The organism is Promicromonospora sp. NPDC052451, from assembly GCF_044547525.1.
Taxonomy (GTDB): domain Bacteria; phylum Actinomycetota; class Actinomycetes; order Actinomycetales; family Cellulomonadaceae; genus Promicromonospora.
On sequence record NZ_JBIUAP010000009.1, the window covers coordinates 24,419 to 49,005 of the forward strand.

General features: G+C 72.4%; 21 protein-coding genes. 15 read left to right on the top strand and 6 right to left on the bottom strand.

Annotated features, from left to right (window positions below; all coding sequences use genetic code 11):
- Positions 1-46: 46 nt before the first annotated feature.
- A complete protein-coding gene (locus ACIG47_RS16625) occupies positions 47-472 on the top strand; it encodes a hypothetical protein (protein WP_397432094.1) in 426 nt (141 codons plus the stop codon).
- 109 nt (positions 473-581) lie between these two features.
- Positions 582-2,075, top strand: a complete 1,494-nt coding sequence (locus ACIG47_RS16630; RefSeq protein ID WP_397432096.1) for a M81 family metallopeptidase — start codon at positions 582-584, stop codon at positions 2,073-2,075.
- Here ACIG47_RS16630 and ACIG47_RS16635 read toward each other — a convergent pair.
- The 3 genes from ACIG47_RS16635 to ACIG47_RS16645 all read right to left on the bottom strand — a co-directional run bounded on the left by ACIG47_RS16635 (position 2,056) and on the right by ACIG47_RS16645 (position 5,095).
- On the bottom strand, positions 2,056-3,198 hold the full coding sequence (locus ACIG47_RS16635; protein WP_397432098.1) for a GNAT family N-acetyltransferase: 1,143 nt from the start codon (positions 3,196-3,198) through the stop codon (positions 2,056-2,058). The genes ACIG47_RS16630 and ACIG47_RS16635 overlap by 20 nt on opposite strands.
- 71 nt (positions 3,199-3,269) lie before the next feature.
- Positions 3,270-4,409 carry a GNAT family N-acetyltransferase gene (locus ACIG47_RS16640; RefSeq protein ID WP_397432099.1) on the bottom strand — a complete coding sequence of 380 codons (1,140 nt, stop codon included), beginning with the start codon at positions 4,407-4,409 and terminating at the stop codon, positions 3,270-3,272.
- 62 nt (positions 4,410-4,471) lie between these two features.
- Positions 4,472-5,095, bottom strand: a complete 624-nt coding sequence (locus ACIG47_RS16645) for an NAD(P)-dependent oxidoreductase (RefSeq protein ID WP_397432100.1) — start codon at positions 5,093-5,095, stop codon at positions 4,472-4,474.
- 112 nt (positions 5,096-5,207) lie between these two features.
- On the opposite strand from ACIG47_RS16645, the gene ACIG47_RS16650 reads away from it, so the two are divergent.
- On the top strand, positions 5,208-5,789 hold the full coding sequence (locus tag ACIG47_RS16650) for a TetR/AcrR family transcriptional regulator (protein WP_397432101.1): 582 nt from the start codon (positions 5,208-5,210) through the stop codon (positions 5,787-5,789).
- On the opposite strand, the gene ACIG47_RS16655 is transcribed toward ACIG47_RS16650, so the two are convergent.
- Complete coding sequence (locus ACIG47_RS16655; protein WP_397432102.1) at positions 5,786-6,895, bottom strand: LacI family DNA-binding transcriptional regulator; 1,110 nt, start codon at positions 6,893-6,895, stop codon at positions 5,786-5,788. The two genes, ACIG47_RS16650 and ACIG47_RS16655, sit on opposite strands and share 4 nt — an antisense overlap.
- A gap of 182 nt (positions 6,896-7,077) precedes the next feature.
- Between ACIG47_RS16655 and ACIG47_RS16660 the strand changes: the two genes are divergently transcribed.
- The 8 genes from ACIG47_RS16660 (at position 7,078) to ACIG47_RS16695 (ending at position 19,207) form a co-directional block, all read left to right on the top strand.
- Entirely contained in the window at positions 7,078-8,370 is a 1,293-nt protein-coding gene (locus tag ACIG47_RS16660; protein ID WP_397413096.1) for an extracellular solute-binding protein, read from the top strand.
- 8 nt (positions 8,371-8,378) lie between these two features.
- Positions 8,379-9,398 (top strand): carbohydrate ABC transporter permease, encoded by a 1,020-nt coding sequence (locus ACIG47_RS16665; protein WP_397432104.1) that lies wholly within the window; start codon positions 8,379-8,381, stop codon positions 9,396-9,398.
- Positions 9,398-10,273: a carbohydrate ABC transporter permease gene (locus tag ACIG47_RS16670; protein WP_397413100.1), complete on the top strand. Its 876-nt coding sequence runs from the start codon at positions 9,398-9,400 to the stop codon at positions 10,271-10,273. Before ACIG47_RS16665 ends, ACIG47_RS16670 begins: the two co-directional genes overlap by 1 nt.
- Before the next feature lie 63 nt (positions 10,274-10,336).
- Positions 10,337-12,769, top strand: a complete 2,433-nt coding sequence (locus ACIG47_RS16675) for a glycoside hydrolase family 3 N-terminal domain-containing protein (protein WP_397432106.1) — start codon at positions 10,337-10,339, stop codon at positions 12,767-12,769.
- The gene (locus ACIG47_RS16680) at positions 12,766-14,343 is read left to right on the top strand and encodes a glycoside hydrolase family 43 protein (RefSeq protein ID WP_397432108.1); all 1,578 of its coding nucleotides are present in this window, start codon (positions 12,766-12,768) and stop codon (positions 14,341-14,343) included. The genes ACIG47_RS16675 and ACIG47_RS16680 overlap by 4 nt, the downstream gene beginning before the upstream one ends.
- Positions 14,344-14,390: 47 nt before the next feature.
- On the top strand, positions 14,391-14,753 hold the full coding sequence (locus ACIG47_RS16685) for an RNA-binding S4 domain-containing protein (RefSeq protein WP_397432110.1): 363 nt from the start codon (positions 14,391-14,393) through the stop codon (positions 14,751-14,753).
- A 129-nt stretch (positions 14,754-14,882) separates the two neighbouring features.
- Complete coding sequence (locus ACIG47_RS16690) at positions 14,883-17,993, top strand: S8 family serine peptidase (RefSeq protein WP_397432111.1); 3,111 nt, start codon at positions 14,883-14,885, stop codon at positions 17,991-17,993.
- 86 nt (positions 17,994-18,079) lie between these two features.
- Positions 18,080-19,207, top strand: a complete 1,128-nt coding sequence (locus tag ACIG47_RS16695) for a dipeptidase (protein ID WP_397432113.1) — start codon at positions 18,080-18,082, stop codon at positions 19,205-19,207.
- A 1-nt stretch (position 19,208) separates the two neighbouring features.
- On the opposite strand, the gene ACIG47_RS16700 is transcribed toward ACIG47_RS16695, so the two are convergent.
- Complete coding sequence (locus ACIG47_RS16700) at positions 19,209-19,481, bottom strand: hypothetical protein (RefSeq protein WP_397413111.1); 273 nt, start codon at positions 19,479-19,481, stop codon at positions 19,209-19,211.
- A gap of 163 nt (positions 19,482-19,644) precedes the next feature.
- A complete protein-coding gene (locus tag ACIG47_RS16705) occupies positions 19,645-20,190 on the bottom strand; it encodes a GNAT family N-acetyltransferase (RefSeq protein WP_397413113.1) in 546 nt (181 codons plus the stop codon).
- Between the two features lie 161 nt (positions 20,191-20,351).
- Here ACIG47_RS16705 and dnaK point away from each other — a divergent pair, with 161 nt between their 5' ends.
- The 4 genes from dnaK to ACIG47_RS16725 all read left to right on the top strand — a co-directional run bounded on the left by dnaK (position 20,352) and on the right by ACIG47_RS16725 (position 24,528).
- A complete protein-coding gene (dnaK, locus tag ACIG47_RS16710) occupies positions 20,352-22,217 on the top strand; it encodes a molecular chaperone DnaK (RefSeq protein ID WP_397413117.1) in 1,866 nt (621 codons plus the stop codon).
- The gene (gene grpE, locus ACIG47_RS16715; RefSeq protein ID WP_397432115.1) at positions 22,214-22,909 is read left to right on the top strand and encodes a nucleotide exchange factor GrpE; all 696 of its coding nucleotides are present in this window, start codon (positions 22,214-22,216) and stop codon (positions 22,907-22,909) included. The genes dnaK and grpE overlap by 4 nt, the downstream gene beginning before the upstream one ends.
- Positions 22,910-22,982: 73 nt before the next feature.
- Positions 22,983-23,984, top strand: coding sequence for a DnaJ C-terminal domain-containing protein (locus tag ACIG47_RS16720; RefSeq protein WP_397432117.1), 1,002 nt, complete (start codon positions 22,983-22,985; stop codon positions 23,982-23,984).
- A 91-nt stretch (positions 23,985-24,075) separates the two neighbouring features.
- Positions 24,076-24,528, top strand: coding sequence for a heat shock protein transcriptional repressor HspR (locus ACIG47_RS16725; RefSeq protein ID WP_397413123.1), 453 nt, complete (start codon positions 24,076-24,078; stop codon positions 24,526-24,528).
- Positions 24,529-24,587: the final 59 nt, after the last annotated feature.

Sequence of the window (24,587 nt, forward strand, 5' to 3'; positions counted from 1 at the left end):
TCAGGAGGCACCCGGGACGGGTGCCGCGAGAACGGAGGTCACCGAGATGAAGCCGTCGACCATGAAGAAGCGCTGGGCCGTCGTCGGGGCGGCAGCCGTGATCGGCGTCGCGGGTGCGAGCACCGCCGCGGCCCTGAACGACCCGGCCCCGCGGACCGAGGCCGCCGCAGCCGTCTCCCTCACGGGTTCCACCGCGTCGGACGGTGGCGCCGACGCGGCCACGGACCCGTCGCCGGAGTCGGCGGACTCGCCCAACGAGTCGGCCCGGGACACGCCCGGCTCGGCGCAGTCGGCGGACTCGCCCGGCGACGCGAACTACGACCCCTCGCCGGAGTCGGCGGACTCGCCCAACGAGTCGGCCGTCGACACCGCGGGCTCGGCGCAGTCGGCAGACTCGCCGGACGACGCCAACTACGCCGGCGACCAGGACGACACCCCGGGCGACGACACCCCGGACGACGCGAACGACTGAGCCGGAGCCACCTCCCCGTACCAGAGCCTCAGGTCACCCGGGTGACCTGAGGCTCTGACATGTGGCGGAGGGGTACTTTGTCCCGGGTTCTCCTGTCTACACTGCGCGCGTGACCCGTACCCCCGGCCGACCGCGGATCGCGGTCTGCGGCATGGCCATCGAGTCCAGCACGTACTCCCCGCACCGGTCGGGGTGGGCGGCGTTCACGCTGCTGCGCGGCAACGACCTGGTCCGGCGGTACCCGTTCCTGCGGGACGGCGCCCCGCTGCGCCGGGCGGCCGAGTGGGTGGGCGTCCTGCGCGCCGCCGCGTTCCCGGGCGGCCCGGTCCTGACCGACGTCTACGAGACGGTCCGTACCGAGATCGGCCTGGCCCTGGAGGCGCAGGGTCCGTTCGACGGGGTGCTGCTCGACGTGCACGGTGCCATGTCGGTGCTCGGGTACACCGACGCCGAGGCGGACCTCGCGCGGGCGGTGCGCGCCGCCGTCGGGCCGGACTGCCTGGTGGCCGCCACGATGGACGTGCACGGCAACGTGTCCCGCGACCTGGCCCGGGCCGTGGACCTCGTGTCCTGCCACCGCACGGCGGCGCACGAGGACGACGACGAGGCCCGGGAGCGCGTCGCCACCGACCTGCTGCGGCGGATCGACGGCGGCGGACGGCCGCACAAGGCGTGGGTGCAGGTGCCGGTGCTGCTGCCGGGGGAGCGGACCAGCACCCGGCACGAGCCGGCGAAGAGCATCTACGAGGACGTGGCACGGGTCGCGGAGCTGGACGGCGTGCTCGACGCGTCCCTGTGGGTCGGGTACGCGTGGGCGGACGAGCCGCGCTGCCGGGCCGCCGTGGTCGTCACCGGGGACGAGCCGGACGTCCTGGTGCAGGAGGCCGGGCGGCTGGCCCGCCGGTACTGGGACGCGCGGAACGAGTTCGACCTTGTGGCTCCCTCCGGCACCTACGAGGAGTGCCTCGCGGCCGTGCTCGCGAGCGATGCGCGGCCGTTCCTGCTCTCCGACTCCGGCGACAACCCCATGGCGGGCGGCGCGGGCGACGTCACGTGGACGCTCGCCCGTCTCCTGGCGGAGCCCGCCTTCGCCCGCCCGCCCGAGGAGGGCGGGCGCTCGGCCGTCTACGCCTCCCTGCCCGACGCCGCAGCCGCACGGCTGGTCGCCGACGCCGGGGTGGGTGCCGTGGTCGAGGTGGAGGCCGGTGCGCGCGTCGACGCCGGACCGCACGGCCCGGTGACGCTGCGGGGCGTGGTCGAGCACGTACGGACCGACGACCCGCTCGCGGGGATCGTGTGCGTCGTCGCGGCCGGCGGGCTCCGGGTGATCCTGACCGAGCGCCGCCGGCCGTTCCACCTGGAGTCGGACTTCACCGCGCTCGGCCTGGACCCGCGGGGCACCGACGTGGTGGTGGTCAAGATCGGCAACCTGGAGACCGAGCTGCGCGACATGGCCGAGGACTGGATGCTCATGCTCACCCCCGGCGGCGTGGACCAGGACCTGCTCCGGCTGCCCCGCACCAACCTGGGTGGACCGGTGCACCCGTTCGACGGCGACGCCGCGTTCGGCGACGGGCCGGACCTCACTCCGGAGCTGGTGTGAGCGGGCCTTGGAAGTTGGCGCAGCCGCCCGCCGGGACGAACCCCAGCGCGACGTTGATCGCCAGCATGTGCGGGTTCTCCTCGTTGTTCCAGGTGTAGATCCGCCGGGAACCGGGGCGCAGCCGCGCGTGCTCGCGCAGGTTCACGGCCTTGACGAGCATGCCGAGCCGGTGCCCGCGGTGCTCCTTGAGCACCACCGTGGCCTGCTGGTCGGTGTGCTCGGGCTTGAGGTCGTTCCACTGGAGCATGGTCATCGCGACGAGCCGGCCGGTCGCCACGTGCTCGGCGGCCGTCACCACGTACCGGTCGCCCTTGGCGGCGATCGCCGCCTCCTCCCCGCGGATGCGGTCCGCGTCCCACACGTCGGACTCGACCTCCAGGCCGCCGCGCGGCTCGTCGTCCGACAGCGCCTGCTCCAGGGCGGCGTACTGCTCGATCCACTGCTCCGGCGTCGGCGCCGTCCAGGTGTGGACGCGGTACGCGTCGCCCGCGACCGCGCGGGACTCGGCCTCGAAGCGCGACACCACCTCCGGCGCCGCGGGCAGGTCCATGCGGGACCGGCGCTCCACGAGCTCCAGCGTCAGGCCCAGCCGCTGCGCGAGCCGTACGCCCGGCAGGTCCGCCGCCACGGTACCGCTGCCCGAGGCCGGCGTGAGCATCCCGGCGGCCGAGTCCGGCGCGGGGCCGAAGTCGACGGGCGCCAGGAGCGTCGTACGCCCCTCGGCGCGGGCGGTGTCCTGCACCCACTGGGTCAGCGCCGACCCGATGCCCTGCCGCCGGTGCTCCGGGTGCACCACGACCACGCCGATCGCCAGCTCCGGGTTCGAGTGCACGTGGAGGAACAGGAAGGCGCTGCCCACGACCTGCGGTCCGGCGGGCGTGTCCACCACGGCGATCTGCCGCAGCTTGCGCAGGTAGGTCTGGTTGTTCATCCCCACGAGGATCCCGATGGCCGTCGGGGCGATGTCCGAGCTGCCGAGGTCCTCGGCAGCCGCGGTGGCGTGCAGGTCGGCGATGCCGCGGTAGGCCCACGCCTCGGCGTCGTCGAGCGAGGCGGGGTGCGGCGGGGTGACGAGCCGCCACGTCGCCGTCGACGGGGTGGGTACTGACGAGGGTGTGGTCATGGTCCCAGGGTGCTCCTGGCCGGGTCGCGGAGCACGGCTTTTTCGGGCGAGGAAGGGCAAGGAGCCCGCACTCAGCGGAGGAGCTTCTGGAGGGCGGCCTCGGCGCCCGAGGGGCGGAAGCCCAGGGCCACGTTGATGGCGAGCATGTGGGCGTTCTCCTCCGCGTTGAACGTGTGGATCCGCTCCGTCTGCGGGTAGCGCGCCGTGAGCTCCCGCAGGTTCACGGCCTTGACCAGCATGCCGAGCCGGTGCCCGCGATGCGTGCCCAGCACGATCGTCTCCTCCTGGAACACGAACGCCGGCTTGCCGTCCTGCAGCAGGAACGACGTGCCACCCGCGACCTCGCCGGTCGGGACGTGCTCCACCAGCGTGGTCAGGAGCCGCTGCCCGCTGTCGGCCCGGTCCTGGAGGTAGACCCGCACCCGCTCGGCGTCCCAGGTCTCCTCGCCGAAGTCGAGCGCGCCCTGCGGCACGTCCGTCGACATCCGGGTCATGAGCTGCGCGTAGCCCGCGTGCCACTCCTCGGGGATGCCCTCCCACGTGTGCGTCCGGTAGTCGGCGCCGGCGGCGGCACGCGCGTCCGCCTCGAACGTCGCCAGCGCGGCCGGGTCCACCGGCAGGTCGAGGCGCGACATGCGTTCCACCTGCTCGACCGTGTAGCCGCGGCCGATCGCGAACCGGATGCCCGCGGCGTCGGCGGGCAGCCGCCCGGCGCCGGTGGCGGGCAGCACCGCCTCCTCGCCCTCTGCCGCCTCGCGCGGGGAGAGCGACCAGCCGAAGAACGTGGTCCGGCCTGCCTCGGCCGCGACCTGCTCCAGGCGCTCGGTCAGGGCGGTGCCGATGCCCTGGCGCCGGTGGTCGGGGTGCACACCCACGTAGATGTCGGCGGTGTGGGTGTTGTGCTCGCGCGGCATCGACAGGAAGCCGAACCCGATCACGTCGTCGGCGGTCGGCGTCGCACCGCCGGGCAGGTCGCGGACGGCGACGACCCGCCGCTTGTCCGCGTACTCCTGGTGCAGCATGCCGCTCACGGTCTGCTGGGCGGTGCGGGCCAGGTCGTCGTGGCCGACGTTGGCGATCTCGAGCGCCTGCTCGACGGCCGTCATGCCGTGGTACGGCCAGGCGTCCGGATGCTCGGCCGAGGGCACGGGCGGCACCGCGGTGACGTGCCACGGCGTCTGCTCCGGCGCGTGGTCGGCGGGTGTGGTCATGGGACCAGGGTGCCCGGCCCGCCGTCGGGCGGCGAGCCAATTTCGGCGGGCCGGGCACCCGGTCACGCGGCGACGGAGATCGCCTGCCCGACGGCGGTGCGGTCGCCCAGCGCGTCGACCATCGCCAGCGCGAGGTCGGGCCGGGCGATGGTCCAGGCCCAGCGCACGTTGCCGTCCCGCCGGGACTTGTACCGGCCGGTCCCGCGCCGGTCCTGGAGGCGCGGCGGACGCATGATCGTCCAGTCGGCGTGGCCGGCCCTGATCACCGTCTCCATGGCTTCCAGGTCGGCGTTCGCCTCGGCCAGCGCCCGCTTGAGGATGGGCTTGGCGACGTAGCGGGACAGCGGGTCGTCGCCGTCGACCAGCCAGCCGCTCGCGCTGATCGCGACCAGCCGGCGCACGCCCGCGGCGTCCATCGCCGCGAGCACGGCGGTGATGCCGTCGCGCAGCACGTGCGGCGACTCGCCGGGTACGGGGCCGAGGCAGCTCGCGACGGCGTCGACCCCCTGGAACGCGGCGGTGAGCGCGGCGACGTCGGACGCGTCGGCCACGCGCACCTCGTCCGGGGGGTCGGCCAGCCGCGACGGGTCTCGCACCACGGCCACGACCTCGTGGCCGGCCGCGGTGGCGGCCCGGACGAGCTCGCGGCCGGTACGGCCGCTCGCTCCGACGACAGCGATCCTCATGGTGCCTCCTCCGGTCCCGGAGCGAATCCGCTCAGGGTGTGAGTGAATGTTTACTCACACCCTGTCACCAGGCATGATGGTGGGTCAAGGGAACGGGGCGAGAATGGCGGGCATGAGCACACGGGAGCGGATCCTCGACGCGGCGGCGCGTGTCATGCGCGAACAGGGTGTCGCGCACGCGACCACCAAGGAGATCGCGCGCGCGGCCGGCTGCTCCGAGGCGCTGCTGTACCGGCACTTCGACGACAAGCAGGGACTCTTCATGGCGGTGCTCCAGGAGCGGCTGCCGGGGTTCGTGCTGCCGGACTCGGCCGTCGGCTCCGGGTCGGTGGCGGACAACCTCGCGCGCATGGTCACCGGGCTGCTCGACTTCTACGTCGAGAGCTTCCCCGTGTCGGCCTCGATCTTCTCCAGCAGCACGCTCCTCGCCCGCCATCGCGAGGCCATCGCCGCGCACGGTGCGGGGCCGCAGACCCCGCAGGTCCGGGTCCAGGCCTACCTGGAGGCGGAGCGCGATGCCGGCCGGGTACGACCCGACGCGGACGCCGAGGCCGCCGCGCGGCTGCTGGTGGGCGCAGCCCTGCACCAGGCGTTCCTGGCCACGTTCTGGGGCGACGGGTCGACGGCGGAGCCGGGTCTCGCAGACCGCCTGGTGGCGCCGCTCCTGCCGGGCCTTCTGCCGGACCGGGGCTAGGCCGGGGGCGGTGGCGCCGTGCTCGCGCGCTCGACCAGGCGGGTGGTCAGGCGGGTGTGCCGGCCGGCCGTGTCGCCCGACTCCAGCATCGCGATGACCATCCGCAGGGCCTCGGCGCCCATCTCGTGCAGCGACTGCGCGACGGTGGTCAGCGGCGGCGTCGACGCGGCGGCCTCGGGGATGTCGTCGAATCCGATGACCGAGAGGTCCTCCGGGACGCGCAGGCCCAGCTCCTGGGCCACCTGGATCACGTGGATCGCCGACAGGTCGTTCGCGGCGAAGACGGCGGTGGGTCGGTCGGGGCGTTCGAGCAGGTCGTGGGTGGGGCGGTCGGACCGGTCCGGGCGGTAGCCGCCCTCCAGCACGAGGGTCGGGTCCGGGGTGAGCCCCGCGGCCGCCATCGCCTCCCGGAAGCCCAGCTCGCGCAGGCGCGCGGACTCCAGGTCGGCGCGTCCGCCCAGGTAGCCGATGCGTGTGTGGCCCAGGCCGATGAGGTGCTCGGTGGCGGTACGGGCGCCGCCCAGGTTGTCGGAGTCGACGGTGGCGGGCCCGGTGGGCCCGGTGTGCGGGTCGATGGCGACGATGGGTACGCCGTCGTGCTGCGGCAGCGCGAGCGTCGGGGTGACGATGACGACCCCGTCGATCAGGGTGCCCGCCAGGCGGGAGAGGGAGCGGCGCTCCCAGCCCACGTGGTCGGAGCGCCCCGCGTCACCGCAGTAGGCGAGGAGCTCGTAGCCCGTGCCCTCGACGGCCGCCGAGATGCCCTTGAGCAGCTCGGTGCTGAAGGGCTCGAACTCGGCCACGAGCACGCCGATCACGTTGGTCTGCCGGCGGCGCAGGCTGCGGGCGACCAGCGACGACTCGTACCCGAGGTCGGCGACGACGCCGAGCACCCGCTCCGCCGTCGCCGCGGCCACGCCGTAGCGCCCGTTGACGACCTTCGAGACGGTGGCCACCGAGACGCCGGCCACGCGGGCGACGTCGGTGATGGTGGCGCGGCCGGTCGCGCTCGCCTGGACGACGGACGGCTCCGGGGTCCCGGAGGCGTCCGTCGCGTCGTCACCCGGTCCGGCGGTGGACCCGGGTGAACTCGTCCCACTGTGCACGGAAGAGACAGTACATCCGGGCCACGGCGGCAGCCGACTGGCCAATCCGTTTCGAAATCGATATCGAAACCGTTTGACGAAACCATGACCCGACTGCCACGCTCATGCGAGACGGGCTCCGCGGTCCGTCGAACCGGCAGGCTCCTGCCGACCGTCGATGACGACTTTCAAGGGGTTCCACAATGATGAGGAAGACGCGGGCCTCAGGCATTCTTGCCTTGGGCGCCACCGTTGCCCTGCTCGCCACGGCTTGTTCCGGCGGCGGCAGTGAGGGAGGTTCGGACGGCGACGTCACGATGACCTTCTGGCACAACTCGACCACCGGCGCCGGCAAGGCGTACTGGGAAGACACCGTCGCGGCCTTCGAGGAGGCCAACCCGGGCGTCACGATCAACGTCCAGGCCGTCCAGAACGAGGAGATGGACGGCAAGCTGCAGACCGCCCTCAACTCGGGCGACGCGCCCGACATCTTCATGGCCCGTGGCGGCGGCAAGCTGGCCGACGTCGTCGAGGCGGGTCAGGTCATGGACCTCAGCGACTCGATCGACGAGGCCACGATGACCGCCGTCGGCGAGGCGGGTTTCAGCGCCTTCACCGTCGACGGCGCGATCTACGGCATGCCCACGGCCATCCTGCCCGGCGGCATCTACTACAGCCAGGACCTCTTCGACGAGGCCGGCATCACCGCCACCCCCACCACCGTGGAGGAGCTCGACGCCGCGGTGTCGGACCTGAAGGCGGCTGACATCGCCCCGATCGCGCTCGGTGCCAAGGACGCCTGGCCCGCCGCGCACTGGTACTACTTCTTCGCGCTGCGCGAGTGCTCGCAGGAGACCCTGGAGAGCGCCGCGTCGTCGCGCAGCTTCGACGACGAGTGCTGGCTGCGCGCCGGCGAGGACCTGCAGGAGCTGGCCGCGACGGAGCCGTTCAACGACGGCTACCTCACCACGTCGGCCCAGCAGGGTGCCGGCTCCTCGGCGGGCCTCATCGCCAACCACAAGGCCGCCATGGAGCTCATGGGTGCCTGGGACCCGGGCGTGATCGCGTCCCTGACCCCGGACCAGAAGCCGCTGGCGGACCTCGGCTGGTTCCCGTTCCCGGCCACGGAGAGCGGCGACGGCGACCCGGCCGCGTTCATGGGCGGCGTCGACGGTTACTCCTGCTTCGTGGAGGCCCCGCCGGAGTGCGCCGAGTTCCTCAACTTCTTCATGCAGAAGGAGTACCAGGAGAACTACGCGGAGGCGTTCGTGACGCTGCCCGCCAGCAAGGACGCCCAGGGCGTCGTCACCGACCCGGCGCTGAAGTCGGTGCTGGAGGCGTACAACGAGGCCCCGTACGTGTCCGTCTGGCTCGACACCCTCTACGGCCAGAACGTCGGCAACGCGCTCAACGCCGGTGTCGTCGACATGCTGGCCGGCAACGGTGACCCGCAGAGCATCGTCGACGCCGTGAACGCCGCGGCCGCGATGGAGTAACGGCAGCGATGACTCACTCCCTGGGCGAGAACTCAGCGACGACCGTGACCACCTCGCCTGAGGGGTTCTCGGCGGCCGGGGGCGGCACCACGCCGCCCCCGGCCCGCCGGCGGCGGGGCGGCCGGCCCGACTGGCGCAAGACCTTCGAGATCACCCTGCTCTCGGGTCCTGCGATCGTCGTGTTCGTCGCGTTCGTGATCCTTCCCGTGGTGCTCGCCGCCTACTACGGGTTCTTCAAGTGGAAGGGGTACGGGCCGCCGACGGAGTTCGTCGGGCTCGACAACTACCTCACGATCTTCCGCGACACCGCCTTCCACGAGGCGATCATGCACAACGGCTTCATCGTCGTGCTCTCGCTCGTGCTGCAGGGGCCCGCGGCGGTCGTGCTCGCGCTGCTGCTGAACCAGAACATCCGCGGGCGGTCGATCATCCGCGTGCTGATCTTCGTGCCGTACGTGATCTCCGAGGTGATCGTCGGCACCGGCTGGAGCCTCATGCTCCAGACCTCGGGCGCGGTCAACGACCTGCTGGAGAAGGTGGGCCTGGGCTTCCTGGCCGTCGACTGGCTGTCCGACCCCAAGATCGCCATCTGGTCGCTGATGATCATCATCACCTGGAAGTACATCGGCTTCGCCGTGATCCTCTTCCTGGCGGGACTGCAGAGCATCCCCGAGGAGCTGTCCGAGGCCGCCGCCATCGACGGCGCCTCCTACTGGCAGATCCAGCGCACCATCACGATCCCGCTGCTGGGGCCGACGATCCGGATCTGGGCCTTCCTGTCCATCATCGGCTCGCTCCAGCTCTTCGACCTCGTCTACATCATCTGGGGTCAGTACGTCTCCGCGACGGCGGGTACGTCGACGATGGCGACCTACATGGTCCTCAACGGGCGCCTCGCCGGGAACTACGGGTACGGCAACGCCGTCGCCGTCGTGCTGTTCCTGGTCTCGCTCGTCATCGCGCTGGTCTACCAGCGCTACGTGCTGCGCCGGGACACGGCGGGCGCGCTCACGGAAGGGAAGAAGTGATGGCGACGCTGCTCGAAGCCCCCACCACCTCCGGGCAAACGCTGCGCAAGGCCCCGAAGGTGGCCTGGGGCAGCCCGCTGACGTACGTGGTCGCGTTCTTCTTCGTCGGCATCTGCATCGCCCCGGTGCTCTACATCATCGCGGGCGGTTTCCGGACGAACGCGCAGATCACCGCCGACCCGTCCGGGCTGCCCAGCCCCTGGGTGATCGAGAACTACGTCGAGGTCCTGGTCAGCGAGGTGTTCTGGCGTCAGGTCGGCAACTCCGCGATCGCCGGCGTGCTGACGACCGTCGGCGTCGTCGCGCTGGGGCTCATGGCGAGCTTCGTCCTGGCCCGGTACGACTTCAAGCTCAACGGGGCCATGTACGCGCTGTTCGCCGCGGGCCTCATGTTCCCGATGACGGTGGCGATCACCCCGCTGTACATCCTGATCCGGGACCTCGGCCTCATGAACACCATGGGCGGCATCGTGCTGCCGCAGATCGCCTTCGCGCTCCCGACGACGGTGATCATCCTGGTCCCGTTCCTGCGGGCGATCCCCCAGGAGATCGAGGAGGCGGCGTCGATCGACGGCGCGAGCCGCCTCGGCTTCTTCTTCCGGATGGTGGTCCCGCTGTCCCTGCCGGGCGTGATCACGACCGGCATCCTGGCGTTCGTCGCGTCCTGGAACTCGTACCTGCTGCCGCTGTTCATCCTGAACGACGAGCTGTCGTACACCCTGCCCCTCGGCGTCCAGGCGTTCGCCTCGCAGTACTCCGTCGACACCGCACGGGTGCTCGCCTTCACGTCGTTGTCCATGATCCCGGCGCTGATCTTCTTCTCGCTCTTCGAGCGGCGCATCGTCGGCGGCCTCACGGGTGCCGTCAAGGGCTGACCGATCGCCCGGGGTTCGGAGCTTGTCTCACACATACGTAGGACCGAGAAAGGAAAACGTTCCATGACGGAGCTGCCGCTGGCGCTGAGGGCGATGCCCGAGGTGTCGGAGCGCGTGCGCGACCTGCACGCACAGATGACCCTCGAGGAGAAGCTTGCGCAGCTCGTCGGGTACTGGCTGGACCAGGGCGGGAACGTCGTGGCGCCGATGCAGGGCGAGATGGCCGGCGACCAGGGGTCCACAGCGCTCCCGGAGATCACCAGGAACGGCCTGGGCCACTACACCCGCGTGTACGGCACGCGGCCGGTGGACCCGGTCGAGCGGGCCGCGTGGCTCTGGGACGAGCAGCGCCGCATCAAGCGGGAGACGCGGCTCGGGATCCCCGCCCTCGTGCACGAGGAGTGCCTCACCGGGCTGGCCGCCTGGAAGGCGGCGACCTTCCCGACGCCGCTGGCGTGGGGAGCGTCGTTCGACCCGGAGCTGGTGACCGAGATGGGTCGCCTCATCGGGGAGTCGATGCGCGAGCTGGGTATCCACCAGGGCCTCGCACCGGTGCTCGACGTGATCCGTGACCCGCGCTGGGGGCGCGTGGACGAGTGCATCGGCGAGGACCCGTACCTCGTCGGCACGGTGGGCACCTCGTACGTGCGAGGCATGCAGGACGCCGGCGTGCACGCCACCCTCAAGCACTTCGTGGCCTACTCCGCCTCGAAGGCGGGGCGCAACCACGCCCCGGTGAGCGCGGGGCCCCGCGAGATCGCCGACGTGTTCCTCCCGCCGTTCGAGATGGCGGTGCTCGACGGCGACGTCCGGTCCGTCATGGCGTCGTACAACGATGTCGACGGCGTGCCGATGCACTCCTCCGAGGAGTACCTCACGGGCGTGCTCCGCGAGAAGTGGGGGTTCGACGGCGTCGTGGTCGCGGACTACTTCGGCGTCGCGTTCCTGAACGTCATGCACGCGATCGCCGCGGACCGGGGCGCGGCCGCCGCGGCCGCGCTGCAGGCGGGCGTCGACATCGAGCTGCCGACCGGTGACGCCTACCTCGAGCCCCTCGCGGCCCTCGTCAAGGACGGCGCCGTGCCGATCGAGGTCGTGGACCGTGCGGTGCTGCGCGCACTGCGCCAGAAGGAGCAGCTCGGCCTCCTGGAGCCGGACGTGTACGAGGACGCGCCGCCCGCGGTCGTGGACCTGGACTCGCCCGCACACCGTGACGTCGCCCGGCGCCTCGCGGAGGAGTCGGTGGTGCTGCTGGCCAACGACGGTGTGCTGCCGCTCGGCTCGTGGCACGACGCGCCGTCCCGGGTCGCGGTGATCGGGCCGAACGCCGACCGGCCCGAGGCCCTGATGGGCTGCTACTCCTTCGCCAACCACGTGCTGGCACACCACCCGGGCGTGCCCGCCGGGTTCGAGATCCCGTCCGTGGCCGAGGCGCTGACCGCCGAGCTCGGCGGTCAGGGCGGGCCCGAGCTCGTGTTCGCGCGCGGCTGCGACGTCGAGGGTGACGACACCTCCGGGTTCGCCGACGCCGTCGCCGCCGCGGAGTCCGCCGACGTCGCGATCGTCGTCGTCGGGGACCAGGCCGGGCTGTTCGGCCGTGGCACGGTGGGCGAGGGCAACGACAGCGAGTCGCTCGACCTGCCGGGCGTCCAGCGCGAGCTCGTCGAGGCGGTGCTCGCCACGGGGACGCCGGTCGTGATGGTGCTGCTCACCGGCCGCCCCTATGCGATCGGCTGGGCGCTCGACGACGCGAGCGCCACGGCGGGCAGGACGCCCGGCGCGGTGCTCCAGTCGTTCTTCCCCGGGGAGGAGGGGGGCACGGCCCTCGCGGGCGTGGTCTCCGGGCGGGTCAACCCGTCCGGCCGCCTGCCGGTGTCGCTGCCGCGTTCGGCGGGTGCGCAGCCCTACTCCTACCTGCACCCGGTGCTGGGCGGCGCGTCCGAGGTGACGTCGACCGACTCGACCCCCGTCCGGGCCTTCGGCTTCGGCCTGTCGTACACCACGTTCGCGCGCGAGCTGGTGTCCGCCGACCCGACGGTCGAGGCCGGTGGCACGTTCAGCGCCGTCGTGACCGTGACCAACACGGGGAACGTGGCGGGGTCCGACGTCGTGCAGCTCTACGGGCACGACGTCGTGAGCTCGGTCGCCCGGCCCACGGCACAGCTCCTCGGGTACCACCGGGTCACGCTGGAGCCCGGGGAGTCGGCGACCGTCGCGTTCGACGTGCCGACCTCCCGGTTCGCCTTCACCGACCGCACGATGACGCGCGTCGTCGAGCCCGGTGACGTCGAGGTGTGGGTGGGCGCACACGCGGCCGACAGCGTTGTCAGGGTGGTCGCCGAGGGCATCGCCGACCTGAACGAGCCCAACGACGCACCCGAGTCCGGTGTTGCGGCCGCGGCGCCCGCGGCGCGCCGGGTCGTCACGGTCACGGGCACGGCGCACGAGGTCACGACCGCGGACGCGCGGTGGGTCGGCGCCACGGTCGTGCCGTGACACCGGTCCGCAACCCGATCCTGCCGGGCTGCCACCCCGACCCGACGATCTGTCGGGTCGGGGCGGACTACTACCTCGTCACGTCGACGTTCGAGTACTTTCCCGGCCTGCCCGTGTTCCACAGCCGGGATCTCGTCCACTGGGTGCAGATCGGGCACGCGCTCGACCGGCCGGGACAGCTCGACATGCAGGGGATCGCCTCGTCGGGCGGGCTGTACGCGCCGACGCTGCGGTACCACGACGGGGTGTTCTGGCTGGTCTGCACGCTCGTGGACCAGCAGGACCGGGCGCGGGGCGGCAACTTCGTGCTGACCGCGACCGACCCGTCGGGACCGTGGTCGGACCCGGTCTGGCTGGGTGAGGACGGCATCGACCCGTCGTTGTTCTTCGACGACGACGGCCGTGTCTGGCTGCACGGCACCCGGCTGGCCCGGGAGCCGGAGTGGCACGACCAGACCGAGGTGTGGCTGCGCGAGCTCGACCCGGCGACCATGCGGCTCACCGGTCCCGAGCACGTGCTCTGGCGGGGCGCCGTCCTGGGTGCGGTCTGGGCGGAGGGACCGCACCTGTACCGGGTCGGCGACACCTACTACCTGCTGGCCGCCGAGGGCGGCACGGAGTTCCACCATGCCGTGTCGGTCGCGCGCTCCGACTCGGTGACCGGTCCCTACGTGGGCAACCGGGCGAACCCGGTGCTGACCCACCGGCACCTGGGGCGTGGGACCGACGTCGTCGGGGTGGGGCACGCCGACCTGGTGGAGGCGCCCGACGGCTCGTGGTGGGCCGTGCTGCTGGCCATGCGCACCTACGGCGGCTATCACTACAACCTCGGCCGCGAGACGTTCCTCGTCCCCGTGGCGTGGGAGGACGGCTGGCCCGTCTTCGCACCGGGACAGGGGCGGGTACCCGAGGTCGTGGAGGTACCCGCCACGGTCGCCGCAGGACCTGTCGCGACGCCGCCCCCGCCGCCGGAGGCGGGCGTGGTGCCGCCCGGCGACCTGCGCTGGACCGGTCTGCGCGGTCCGGCCGACTTCGCCACGCCGGACGGCGAGGGCTGGCGCCTGCGCCTGCGCCCGGAGACCCTGGCGGACGCCGGCACGCCCTCGTTCCTGGGCGTGCGCCAGCAGCACCGGGACGTCACCGTCCGGGCCGTGCTGCGCTTCGACCCGGCGAGCCCGGACGAGCAGGCCGGTCTGGTGGTGCGCCAGTCGGAGAAGGATCACGTGGTGCTGGTGGTGACCGGGACCTCGGAGGACGGCGGGCGCCGGGTCCGCGCGGTGCACCGGAAGGGCGGGGTGGCGACGGTGCTCGGGGAGCGTGCCCTGCCCGACGGGCCGGACGGCCCGGAACCGGTGACCCTGGTCCTGCAGGTCCGGGGCCAGGACTACGGGCTGCTCGCCGCGTCGGGCGACGATCCGCCGGCGCCGCTGGCCGTGGCCGACGGTCGCACCCTGGACAGCGTGTCCGCCGGGGGCTTCCTCGGGCTCTGGCTCGGTGTGGTCGCGACGAGCAACGGTGCGCCGTCGTCCTCCGTGGCGACCGTGGAGCGGTTCGAGTACGAACCGTCGGCCTGACGAGCGGCGCCCCGCGGGGCGCCGCTCCCGGATGGCAGGATGGCCGGGTGCGGATCGACGTCTGGTTGTGGGCCGTGCGGCTGACCAAGAGCCGGTCGGTCGCGGCCGAGCTGTGCCGCACCGGCAGGGTCCGGATCAACGGGAAGGTCGCCAAGCCGTCGGCGTCCGTCGCCGTGGGCGACCGTGTGACGTGGCGTGACCCGCTCCGCGACCGGGTGATCGAGGTGGTCGAGCTGCTGCCCAAGCGGGTCGGCGCCCCGATCGCGGTCCGGGCGTACCTGGACCACAGCCCGGCGCTGCCCACGCGCGTCGAGCGGGAGGCGGTCGGGTTGCGCGACCGCGGCACGGGTCGTCCGACCAAGCGGGAACGCCGGGAGATCGACCGGCTGCGCGGCCGCCGCGAATCCTGAGAAATGCCCGGGTGATTTCTCTCCGTTTTCGGAGTTTCGCCTGATCCGGGGCGCTACGTTCACGGCATATCCCCTGCCGCGCGCAGGTCCAGTGCGCCCGGAACCCGGGCGCCCCAGCCTGGAGTATCCATGCATCCACGCACCCGACGCCTGTCCAGGACCCTGGCCACGGCCACCGCCCTGGCGCTCCTGGCGGCACCCGGCACGGCGGTCGCCGTACCGGACCCCGCCCCCGTTCCGCCGGCCGCTCCCGGGGACGCACCCCGCGGCGGCGCGGACGCCGCCGACACGTCCGGCACCGCCGCCGGCCGGGTCTCGCCCGGCGCCGTCGACCCGGCCGACAAGATCGCCCCCGCCGCCGCGAAGGCCTTCGCGACCCGCGGCACCACCGACTTCTGGCTGCGGTTCGACGACGCGCCCGACCTGTCGGCCGCCGCAGGCATCACGAGCTGGGCCGAGCGTGGCCAGTACGTGTACGACACGCTCACCGCCGCGGCCGAGTCCGCCCAGTCGCGCACGATCGCCGCCCTGGAGCGCTCCGGTACCGAGTACACGTCGTACTGGGCGACCAACGCGATCCTGGTCGAGGACGGTTCGCTCGACCAGGCGGTCGAGCTCGCCGGCGCGCCCGAGGTCGCCGAGGTGCGGGCCACGACGCAGCACGCCGTCGAGGAGCCGGAGACGACGCAGGCCGCGACCACGGCCGCGGCGGGCACCCCGACCTACGGCATCAGGGCCATCAACGCCGACGACATGTGGAACCAGGGCTTCACCGGCGAGGGCATCGTCGTGGCCGGCCTGGACACCGGCGTGAGCCGCTCCCACCCTGCGCTGTCCGCGCAGTACCGGGGCGCGACGACCACCAGCAACTACAACTGGTTCGACGCCGCCCACGTGGGCGCCACCACGCCCCGGGACGACCACGGCCACGGCACCCACACGATGGGCACCATGGTCGGCACCGGCAACGGCACCACGAGCATCGGCGTGGCCCCGGGCGCGCGGTGGATCGCGGCGAACGGCTGCGCCGACGCCTGCCTCGACTCCTGGCTGGTCGCGGCCGGTGAGTGGATGCTGGCACCGACCCGCGCCGACGGCAGCGCGGCCGACCCGAGCAAGCGGCCGCACATCGTGAACAACTCGTGGGGCATGTCCCGCACGAACGACCCGTTCATGGAGGACGTCATCACCGCCTGGGAGGCGTCCGGCATCTTCAGCACCTGGTCCAACGGGAACGACGGCGAGTGGGGCTGCGAGTCCTCGGGCAGCCCCGGGGCGCGCCAGGCGTCCTACTCGGTCGGCGCGTTCTCGTCGGCGGGCAGCATCGCCGCCTTCTCCTCGCGGGGCCCCGGCCAGGGCGGCGCCGTGAAGCCCGACATCGCCGCGCCCGGCGTCGACGTCCTGTCGGCCGTCCCCGGCAACGGGTACGAGCGGTGGTCCGGCACGTCCATGGCCGCCCCGCACGTCTCGGGCGCCGTCGCGCTGCTGTGGGACGCGGTGCCCGCCCTCGTGGGCGACGTGCCCCGGACCCGCGCGATCCTCGACGGCGCGGCGCACGACGTGAACAACACGGCCTGCGGCGGGACCGCCGACGACAACAACGTGTGGGGCGAGGGCAAGCTCGACGTGCTCGCCGCGTACGAGCTGGCGCAGGAGGAGTCGTTCACCGACACCCCCGCGCCGACGGTCTCCGGCGACGCCTACGAGGTGGGTACGCCCCTGACCGCCACGGTCGGTACGTGGACCCCTGCCGCGACGCTCAGCTACCAGTGGCGCCGTGACCTCGACCCCGCCGACGGCCGGCCGGGCGCGATGATCTCCGGGGCGACCGGGGCCACCTACACGCCCAAGGGCCGGGACGCCGGCGCGGCGCTCTCCGTGACCGTCGTCGGCACGGCGGACGGCTACATCCCCACGGCCGTGACCAGCGCGCCGACGCCCGTCGTCCAGAAGACCGCGATCAAGGCGGCCGCCCCGACGATCAGCGGGACCGTCCGCGTGGGCAGCACGCTGCGGGCGCTGTCCGGCACCTGGACGTCCGGCACGCGGTTCACCTACCAGTGGAAGGTCAACGGGACCGCGATCTCCGGCGCCACGAAGTTCACCTTCACGCCGCGCGCCGCCGACCGCGGCAAGCAGCTCACCGTGACCATCACCGGCTCCCGCCGCGGGTACGACGGCGCCGCCCGGACGAGCGCGGCCAAGACCGTCGGCTACGGGGTGTTCACGCAGGCCCGCCCGCGCCTCGTCGGATCGCCCGCCCCGGGCGGCACCGTCACGGTGTCGGCGCCGCCGTCCTCGCCGTCGGCCGCCACCACCACCTACCAGTGGCGGGTCGACGGCCGGGCGATCAGCGGTGCCACCGGTTCCTCCTACCGGATCCCGTCGACCTGGAAGGGCCGCACCCTCTCGGTCTCGGTGACGCGCAAGCGCACCAGCTACACGACCAAGACCGTCACCTCGACCCAGCGGGCCATCGGCACCCGGTTCTCCTCCGTGCCGACGCCGCGGATCACGGGCACCGCACGGGTGGGGTCCACCGTGCGGGTCACCGCGGGCACCTGGCGGCCCGGCGCGTACGTCACCTACCAGTGGTACTCGAACGGCGTGCCGATCGCGGGCGCCACGGGGACGACGTACCGGATCGCCGGCGCGTACGTGGGCAAGCGGCTGTCGGTCGTGGTGACCGGCCGCAAGTCGGGCTACGCCACGACGGACAAGAGCAGCACCTCGGTGCCGGTCTACCAGCCCGCCGACACGGTGCCCGCGGACGAGTGGTGGTACGTGGGCGGCTACGGCGTACCGGCCGCCACCTACGTGGCCAAGAACACGAAGGACTGCGTCTGGGAGCGCCTGAACGACGCCGACGTGGTGCTCGGCGCGGACTGGGGCTCCGGGCAGCGCGTCGCCACCGCGAAGTCGACGGACGGCTCGTTCCGGTCGATGGACTGCGGCACCTGGGTGCGCCACTACCCGGGCATGGTCACCCCGCGGAACACGACGCCGAAGGACGGCGTGTACGTGCTCGGTGACCAGCTCGAACGCGGCACCTACGTGACGCCCGGGCCGGCCGCGGCCGGCGAGACCTGCTACTACGCGTTCATCAAGGAGTTCACGGGCCTGGCGAACCGGTCCAACCTGGCGGGGCACCGCATGGTGGACGAGGCCACGACCATCACCATGCCGTCGACGGCCAAGGGCTTCGAGACCGCCGGCTGCTACTGGTACCGCGTGAGCTGACCCCCCGTCGTGTCAGACGTACGGGCCACGCCGGTGGCCTGTACGTCTGACACGTCCCCTGGCCGGCGGGCGGTAGCGTCGTCCGCATGACGACCGCCGACCGCATCTCCGCGCTCCTCGAGAAGCACCCCGTCTGGGACGGGCACAACGACCTTCCGTGGGAGCTGCGCGAGCAGTCCTTCTACGACCTCGACGCCGTCGACGTCGGCCGGCGGCTCACGACGACCCACACCGACCTGCCGCGCCTGCGCGAGGGTGGCGTCGGCGCCCAGTTCTGGTCGGTGTACGTGCCGTCGACGCTCCAGGGCGGGGCCGCCGTCACCGCCACCCTCGAACAGATCGACTGCGTGCACCGCCTCGTCGAGCGGTACCCGGACACGCTCCGGCTCGCCCTGACCGCCGCCGACGTCGAGCAGGCGTGGAGCGAGGGCCGCATCGCCTCCCTCATGGGTGCCGAGGGCGGCCACTCCGTCGACGGCTCCCTCGCCGTCCTGCGCATGCTCCACACGCTCGGGGTGCGCTACATGACGCTCACGCACAACGACAACGTGCCCTGGGCGGACTCCGCCACCGACGAGGAGGTGCTGGGCGGCCTCTCGGCGTTCGGCGAGGACGTGGTGCGCGAGATGAACCGGATCGGCATGCTCGTCGACCTCTCGCACACCTCCGCGGGCACCATGCGCCACGCGCTGCGCGTCACGCAGGCCCCGGTGATCTTCAGCCACTCCAGCGCCCGCGCCGTCTGCGACGTGCCCCGCAACGTGCCCGACGACGTGCTCGGCACCCTGGCGACCAACGGCGGCGTCTGCATGGTGACGTTCGTGCCGCAGTTCGTGTCGCCCGCCGTGGCCGCGTGGCGTGCCGAGGGTGCGCAGGCCGCGGCGGCGGAGGGCATCCGGAGCGCCGACATCGGCGCCTTCGAGCCGTTCGTCGCCCGGTGGCAGGCGGAGCACCCCCAGCCGCGCACCACGCTGTCCGACGTCGTGGCGCACGTCGAGCACGTCCGCGAGGTGGCCGGCATCGAGCACGTCGGGCTCGGCGGCGACTACGACGGCACGCCCAGCCTCCCCGAGGGCCTCGAGGACGTGACCGGCTACCCCCGCCTGCTCGCGGCGCTCGCGGAGCGGGGCTGGTCGGACGTCGACCTCGGCCGGCTGTGCAGCGGCAACGTGCTGCGCGTCCTGCGTGACGCGGAGGCCGTCGCGGACGGCTGACTCAGCTGGGGAGCTGGACCACCTTGCGCTGGAAGCCCAGGGCCACCTTCTGCAGGGACTCCAGGGGGTCCTGGTCGTTGTGGTGGCTGATCTGCCGCAGCATCGACCCGGACGAGGCGAGCAGGGCGACGATCACGTCGCGCGCGTCCTCGCGCGTCTCGAGCGCCTCCTGGAGCAGGTCCTGGACGTGTGGTGACTTCAGGCCGTCCTCTTCGGGATCGAGCAGAGCTGTCAGGAGCGCGATCGACAACGAGCTTCCGTGGATGCTTGCCATGGTGGTCTCCCCCCGGTCGGGGCCCGGGTCCCCGGGCATCAGCCACCCCGCGGGCTGGCCCGCGGGGTACGCGTCCGACGCCCCACCCCCGCGGCCTCGGTCGTGCACCCCTGTGTACCGCAGGTCAAGGCGTCGCGCCTGTTGACGGGGGTGAAAACAGCCCTCAGTCGTGCAGGATCAGCTGGAACACGACGTGGTCCTGCCAGTCGCCCGCGATCTTCAGGTAGCTCGGCGCGTAGCCGATCTTCTCGAAGCCGACCCGCTTCAGCACCGCCTGCGAGGCCGTGTTGTGCGGCAGGGTGGCCGCCTGCAGGCGGTGCAGGCCGAGACCGTCCCGGGCGTGGGCCGCGAGGGCCTCCAGGGCGCCCGTCATCAGGCCCCGCCCCGTGTACCGCGCGTCGATCCAGTAGCCGATGTGCCCGTTCTCGAAGGCGCCGCGCACGATGTCGGTGAGGTTGAGCCGGCCCACGATCTCGCCGTCCGGCGCCTCGAGCACTGTGTACAGCGCGTTCCCGTTGGTGTTGGCGAGCACCTGGACCCACAGCCGGTCCTTGTGCCACTGCTCGGTCCAGAACTCCTCGGGCCGGGCCGGGTCCCACGGCGCCAGGTGCTCCCGGTTGCGGATGTAGGCGTGGGCGACCGCGACGGCGTCGTCCTTGGTCAGCTCGCGCAGCGTGACGCCGTCGGCGAGGGGGGTCTCGAAGGGCATGACGACACGATAGTGACGCCCGGCAGCGCCGTGGGAACTTTTCGGCGGTCGGGGAGGTTGAGTGAGGTGGACTCAACTTTGCGGCGGCGAGCTTGCTTCCCGTCGGACCCCGACCTAAAGTTGAGTGCAGAAGGCTCAATCTGTCGAGGAAGGCAGGCAACATGGCACGCGCAGTAGGTATCGACCTCGGCACCACCAACTCGGTGGTGTCGGTTCTCGAGGGTGGCGAGCCCACCGTCATCGCCAACGCGGAGGGCTCGCGGACCACCCCGTCGGTGGTCGCGTTCTCCAAGACTGGCGAGGTCCTGGTCGGTGAGGTCGCCAAGCGTCAGGCCGTCACCAACGTGGACCGCACGATCTCCTCGGTCAAGCGCCACATGGGCACCGACTGGACCGTGGACATCGACGGCAAGAACTACACGCCGCAGGAGATCTCGGCCCGCATCCTGGGCAAGCTCAAGCGCGACGCCGAGGAGTACCTGGGCGAGCCCGTCACGGACGCCGTGATCACCGTCCCGGCGTACTTCAACGACGCCGAGCGCCAGGCGACGAAGGACGCCGGGCAGATCGCCGGCCTCAACGTGCAGCGCATCGTCAACGAGCCCACCGCCGCCGCGCTCGCGTACGGCCTGGACAAGGGCAAGGAGGACGAGCTCATCCTCGTCTTCGACCTCGGTGGCGGTACGTTCGACGTCTCCCTGCTCGAGGTGGGCAAGGACGAGGACGACTTCTCGACCATCCAGGTGCGCGCCACCTCCGGTGACAACCGCCTCGGCGGCGACGACTGGGACGCCCGCATCGTCGACCACCTGATCAAGCAGGTGAAGAACTCCTCGGGCGTCGACCTGTCCAAGGACAAGATCGCGCTGCAGCGCCTCCGTGAGGCCGCCGAGCAGGCCAAGAAGGAGCTCTCGTCCGCGACGAGCACCAACATCTCGATGCAGTACCTGTCGATGAGCGAGAACGGCCCCATCCACCTGGACGAGAAGCTCACGCGCGCTCAGTTCCAGCAGATGACGCAGGACCTCATCGACCGCACCAAGGCGCCGTTCCACGCGGTGATCCGCGACGCCGGCATCTCCGTGTCGGACATCGACCACGTCGTGCTCGTGGGTGGTTCCACCCGCATGCCCGCCGTGACCGACGTCGTCAAGGAGCTCACCGGGGGCCGCGAGCCCAACAAGGGCGTGAACCCGGACGAGGTCGTGGCCGTCGGCGCCGCGCTGCAGGCCGGTGTCATCTCCGGTGACCGCAAGGACGTGCTGCTGATCGACGTCACGCCGCTGTCCCTCGGCATCGAGACCAAGGGTGGCGTGATGACCAAGCTCATCGAGCGCAACACGGCCATCCCGACCAAGCGCAGCGAGGTCTTCTCGACGGCCGACGACAACCAGCCGTCCGTGGCCATCCAGGTCTTCCAGGGCGAGCGCGAGTTCACCCGGGACAACAAGCCGCTGGGCGTCTTCGAGCTCACCGGCATCGCCCCGGCCCCGCGCGGCGTGCCGCAGATCGAGGTCACGTTCGACATCGACGCGAACGGCATCGTGCACGTGTCCGCCAAGGACCGCGGCACGGGCATGGAGCAGTCGATGAAGATCACCGGCGGTTCGGCCCTGCCCAAGGACGACATCGACCGCATGGTCAAGGACGCCGAGGCGCACGCCGAGGAGGACAAGAAGCGGCGCGAGGAGGCGGACACCCGCAACCAGGCCGAGGCCTTCGCGTACTCCATGGAGAAGCAGATCGCGGACAACCGCGACAAGCTCCCGGCCGAGGTCGTCACCGAGGTCGAGGCGGACATCGCCGCGGTCAAGTCCGCGCTGGAGGGCGAGGACGCCGAGGCCGTGAAGACGTCGTACGAGAAGCTCGGCGCGTCCTCGCAGAAGATCGGCGAGGCGCTGTACTCGGCCGAGCAGCCCGCGGCGCAGGGCGCTCAGGGCGGCCCGCAGGCGGCGAACGCGCAGTCCGCCCCCGACGAGGACGTCGTCGACGCCGAGATCGTGGACGACGAGGACGAGCGCAAGTGACCGAGGAGAACCCGCAGGGGACCCCCGAGCCCGAGGGCTCGGGGGAGCACCCCTTCCAGTTCACGGACAAGCGCAAGGTCGACAGCTCCGGCGACGAGGCGCGCCCGGCCACGCCGGGCGAGCCTGCTGCGGCGGGCGCGGAGACCCCGGAGGAGTCCGCCCCGGCGGACCAGCCGGGCGAGGCCGCCGGCCAGGAGGGCGCGTCGGACGACCCGCTGGCGGGGCTCGACTTCGAGCCCTCCGGTGACGCCGGCGAGGCCGCCGAGGTGCTGAAGGCCAAGGCCGAGGCAGCCGAGCACCTGGACGCGCTGCAGCGCGAGCGGGCCAGCTTCACGAACTACCGCAACCGGGCGCTGCGCGACCAGGAGGCCGCGCGGGACCGGGGCGTGCAGGACGTGCTGAGCGCCCTGCTGCCGGTGCTCGACGACATCGAGCGTGCCAAGCAGCACGGCGAGCTGGACGGGCCCATGGCCGCGATCGCGGAGAAGATCGACCAGAGCCTGCAGAAGTTCGGCGTCGAGCGGTTCGGCAAGGTGGGCGAGGAGTTCGACCCCACCGTGCACGAGGCGCTCATGCACTCGACCGACGCCGACGCGTCGGCCACCACGGTGAACCTCGTGGTCGAGCCCGGGTACCGGATCGGCGAGAAGGTGGTCCGGGCGGCGCGCGTGGGTGTCGTCGGACCGGAGTAGGTCTCGTCTCCCGGAGCCGGGCACGCCCTGACGGCGTGCCCGGCTCCGGGAGCACAGTGCGGAAGGAGGTGCCATGACCGGTCAGGACTGGATGGAGAAGGACTTCTACGCCGTGCTGGGCGTGTCCAAGGACGCCGACGACGCGGCCGTCAAGAAGGCCTACCGCAAGCTCGCGCGCCAGTACCACCCCGACCAGAACCAGGGGAACGCCGCAGCCGAGTCCAAGTTCAAGGAGATCGGCGAGGCCTACGCGGTCCTGTCGGACCCGGAACAGCGCCGGCAGTACGACGCCGTGCGCGCCATGGCCGGCGGTGCGCGGTTCTCCGCAGGCCCCGGCGGCGCCGGGGCGGGCGGCTTCGAGGACATCATGGGCGCGATGTTCGGCGGTGGCCAGGGCCGGGGCGGCCCGCGGGTGCGCTACTCCCAGGGCGGGGCGGGCACCGCGGGCTTCGAGGACATCCTCGGCTCGATGTTCGGCGGCAGGTCCGGCTACGCGTCCACGGGGCCGGCCGGGTTCACCGCGCCGAGCCCGGGGGCCGACATCGCGGCACAGGTCACGCTGCCGTTCCGGGCGGCCGTGGAGGGCACGACCGCGGACCTCGAGGTGGGCGGCCGCACCATCCACGCCCGGATCCCCGCGGGGATCAACGACGGCAAGAAGATCCGTCTGCGGGGCAAGGGCCAGCCCGGGACCAACGGGGGCCCGGCCGGCGACCTGGTGGTCACCGTGCACGTGGCGCCCCACCCGGTCTGGACGCTGGACGGGCACAACCTGCGGATGACGGTGCCGGTCACGTTCGCAGAAGCGGCGCTCGGCACCACGCTGGACGTGCCGACCCTCGACGGGTCGACCGTGCGGCTCAAGGTGCCCGCGGGAACGCCGTCGGGCCGAGTGCTCCGGATCAAGGGGCGCGGGGTGCGCAGCGCGAGCGCGACGGGCGACCTGCTCGTGGGCGTGCAGGTGGCCGTGCCGCAGAAGCTCAGCAAGAAGGCCAGGGAGGCGCTGGAGTCCTTCGCTGCCGAGAGCGACGGCGAGGACGTGCGCGCGGGGCTCGCCCGGCGCGCGGCCGAATGACACCCGGCGCGGTGGGGCAGGTGCCCCGCCGCGCCGGTCTCGGCTAATCTGCCGGGACGCCGGACCGGCGGTGACGAGACAGGGAGGGCACATGATCGACGACGACGCACCGGTGCTCACCGTCTCCAAGGCCGCGGAGCTCGCGGGGATGCACCCGCAGACTCTGCGGCAGTACGACCGGCTCGGTCTCGTGGTGCCGCGGCGCACGCGCGGGCGCGGCCGCCGGTACTCACGGCGGGACGTGTCACGCCTGCTCCAGGTGCAGCGGCTCGCGCAGGTCGAGGGCATCAACCTGGCCGGCATCAAGCGCATCCTCGACCTGGAGGCGCACGTCTCGGTCCTGGAGGAACGCCTCAGCGACCTGCTCATGCGCGTCCAGGAGGAGGGCCGGGTGTTCGCCGCCGGGCCGTCCGCCGGTGACGTCGTCGTCGTGCAGCGCGGGCAGCGGGTCCGCAGCACGGCGATGCGGGTCGACCTCGAGCACCGCGGGGTCGGCGGCGGCGCCGTCGTGCTCTGGCGGCCGACGCACCGCCGCGAGGAATGACGGACGATTTCAGCAATGCCATTCTTTCCTTAATGGAAATGCGTACCGGCAGATAGGTA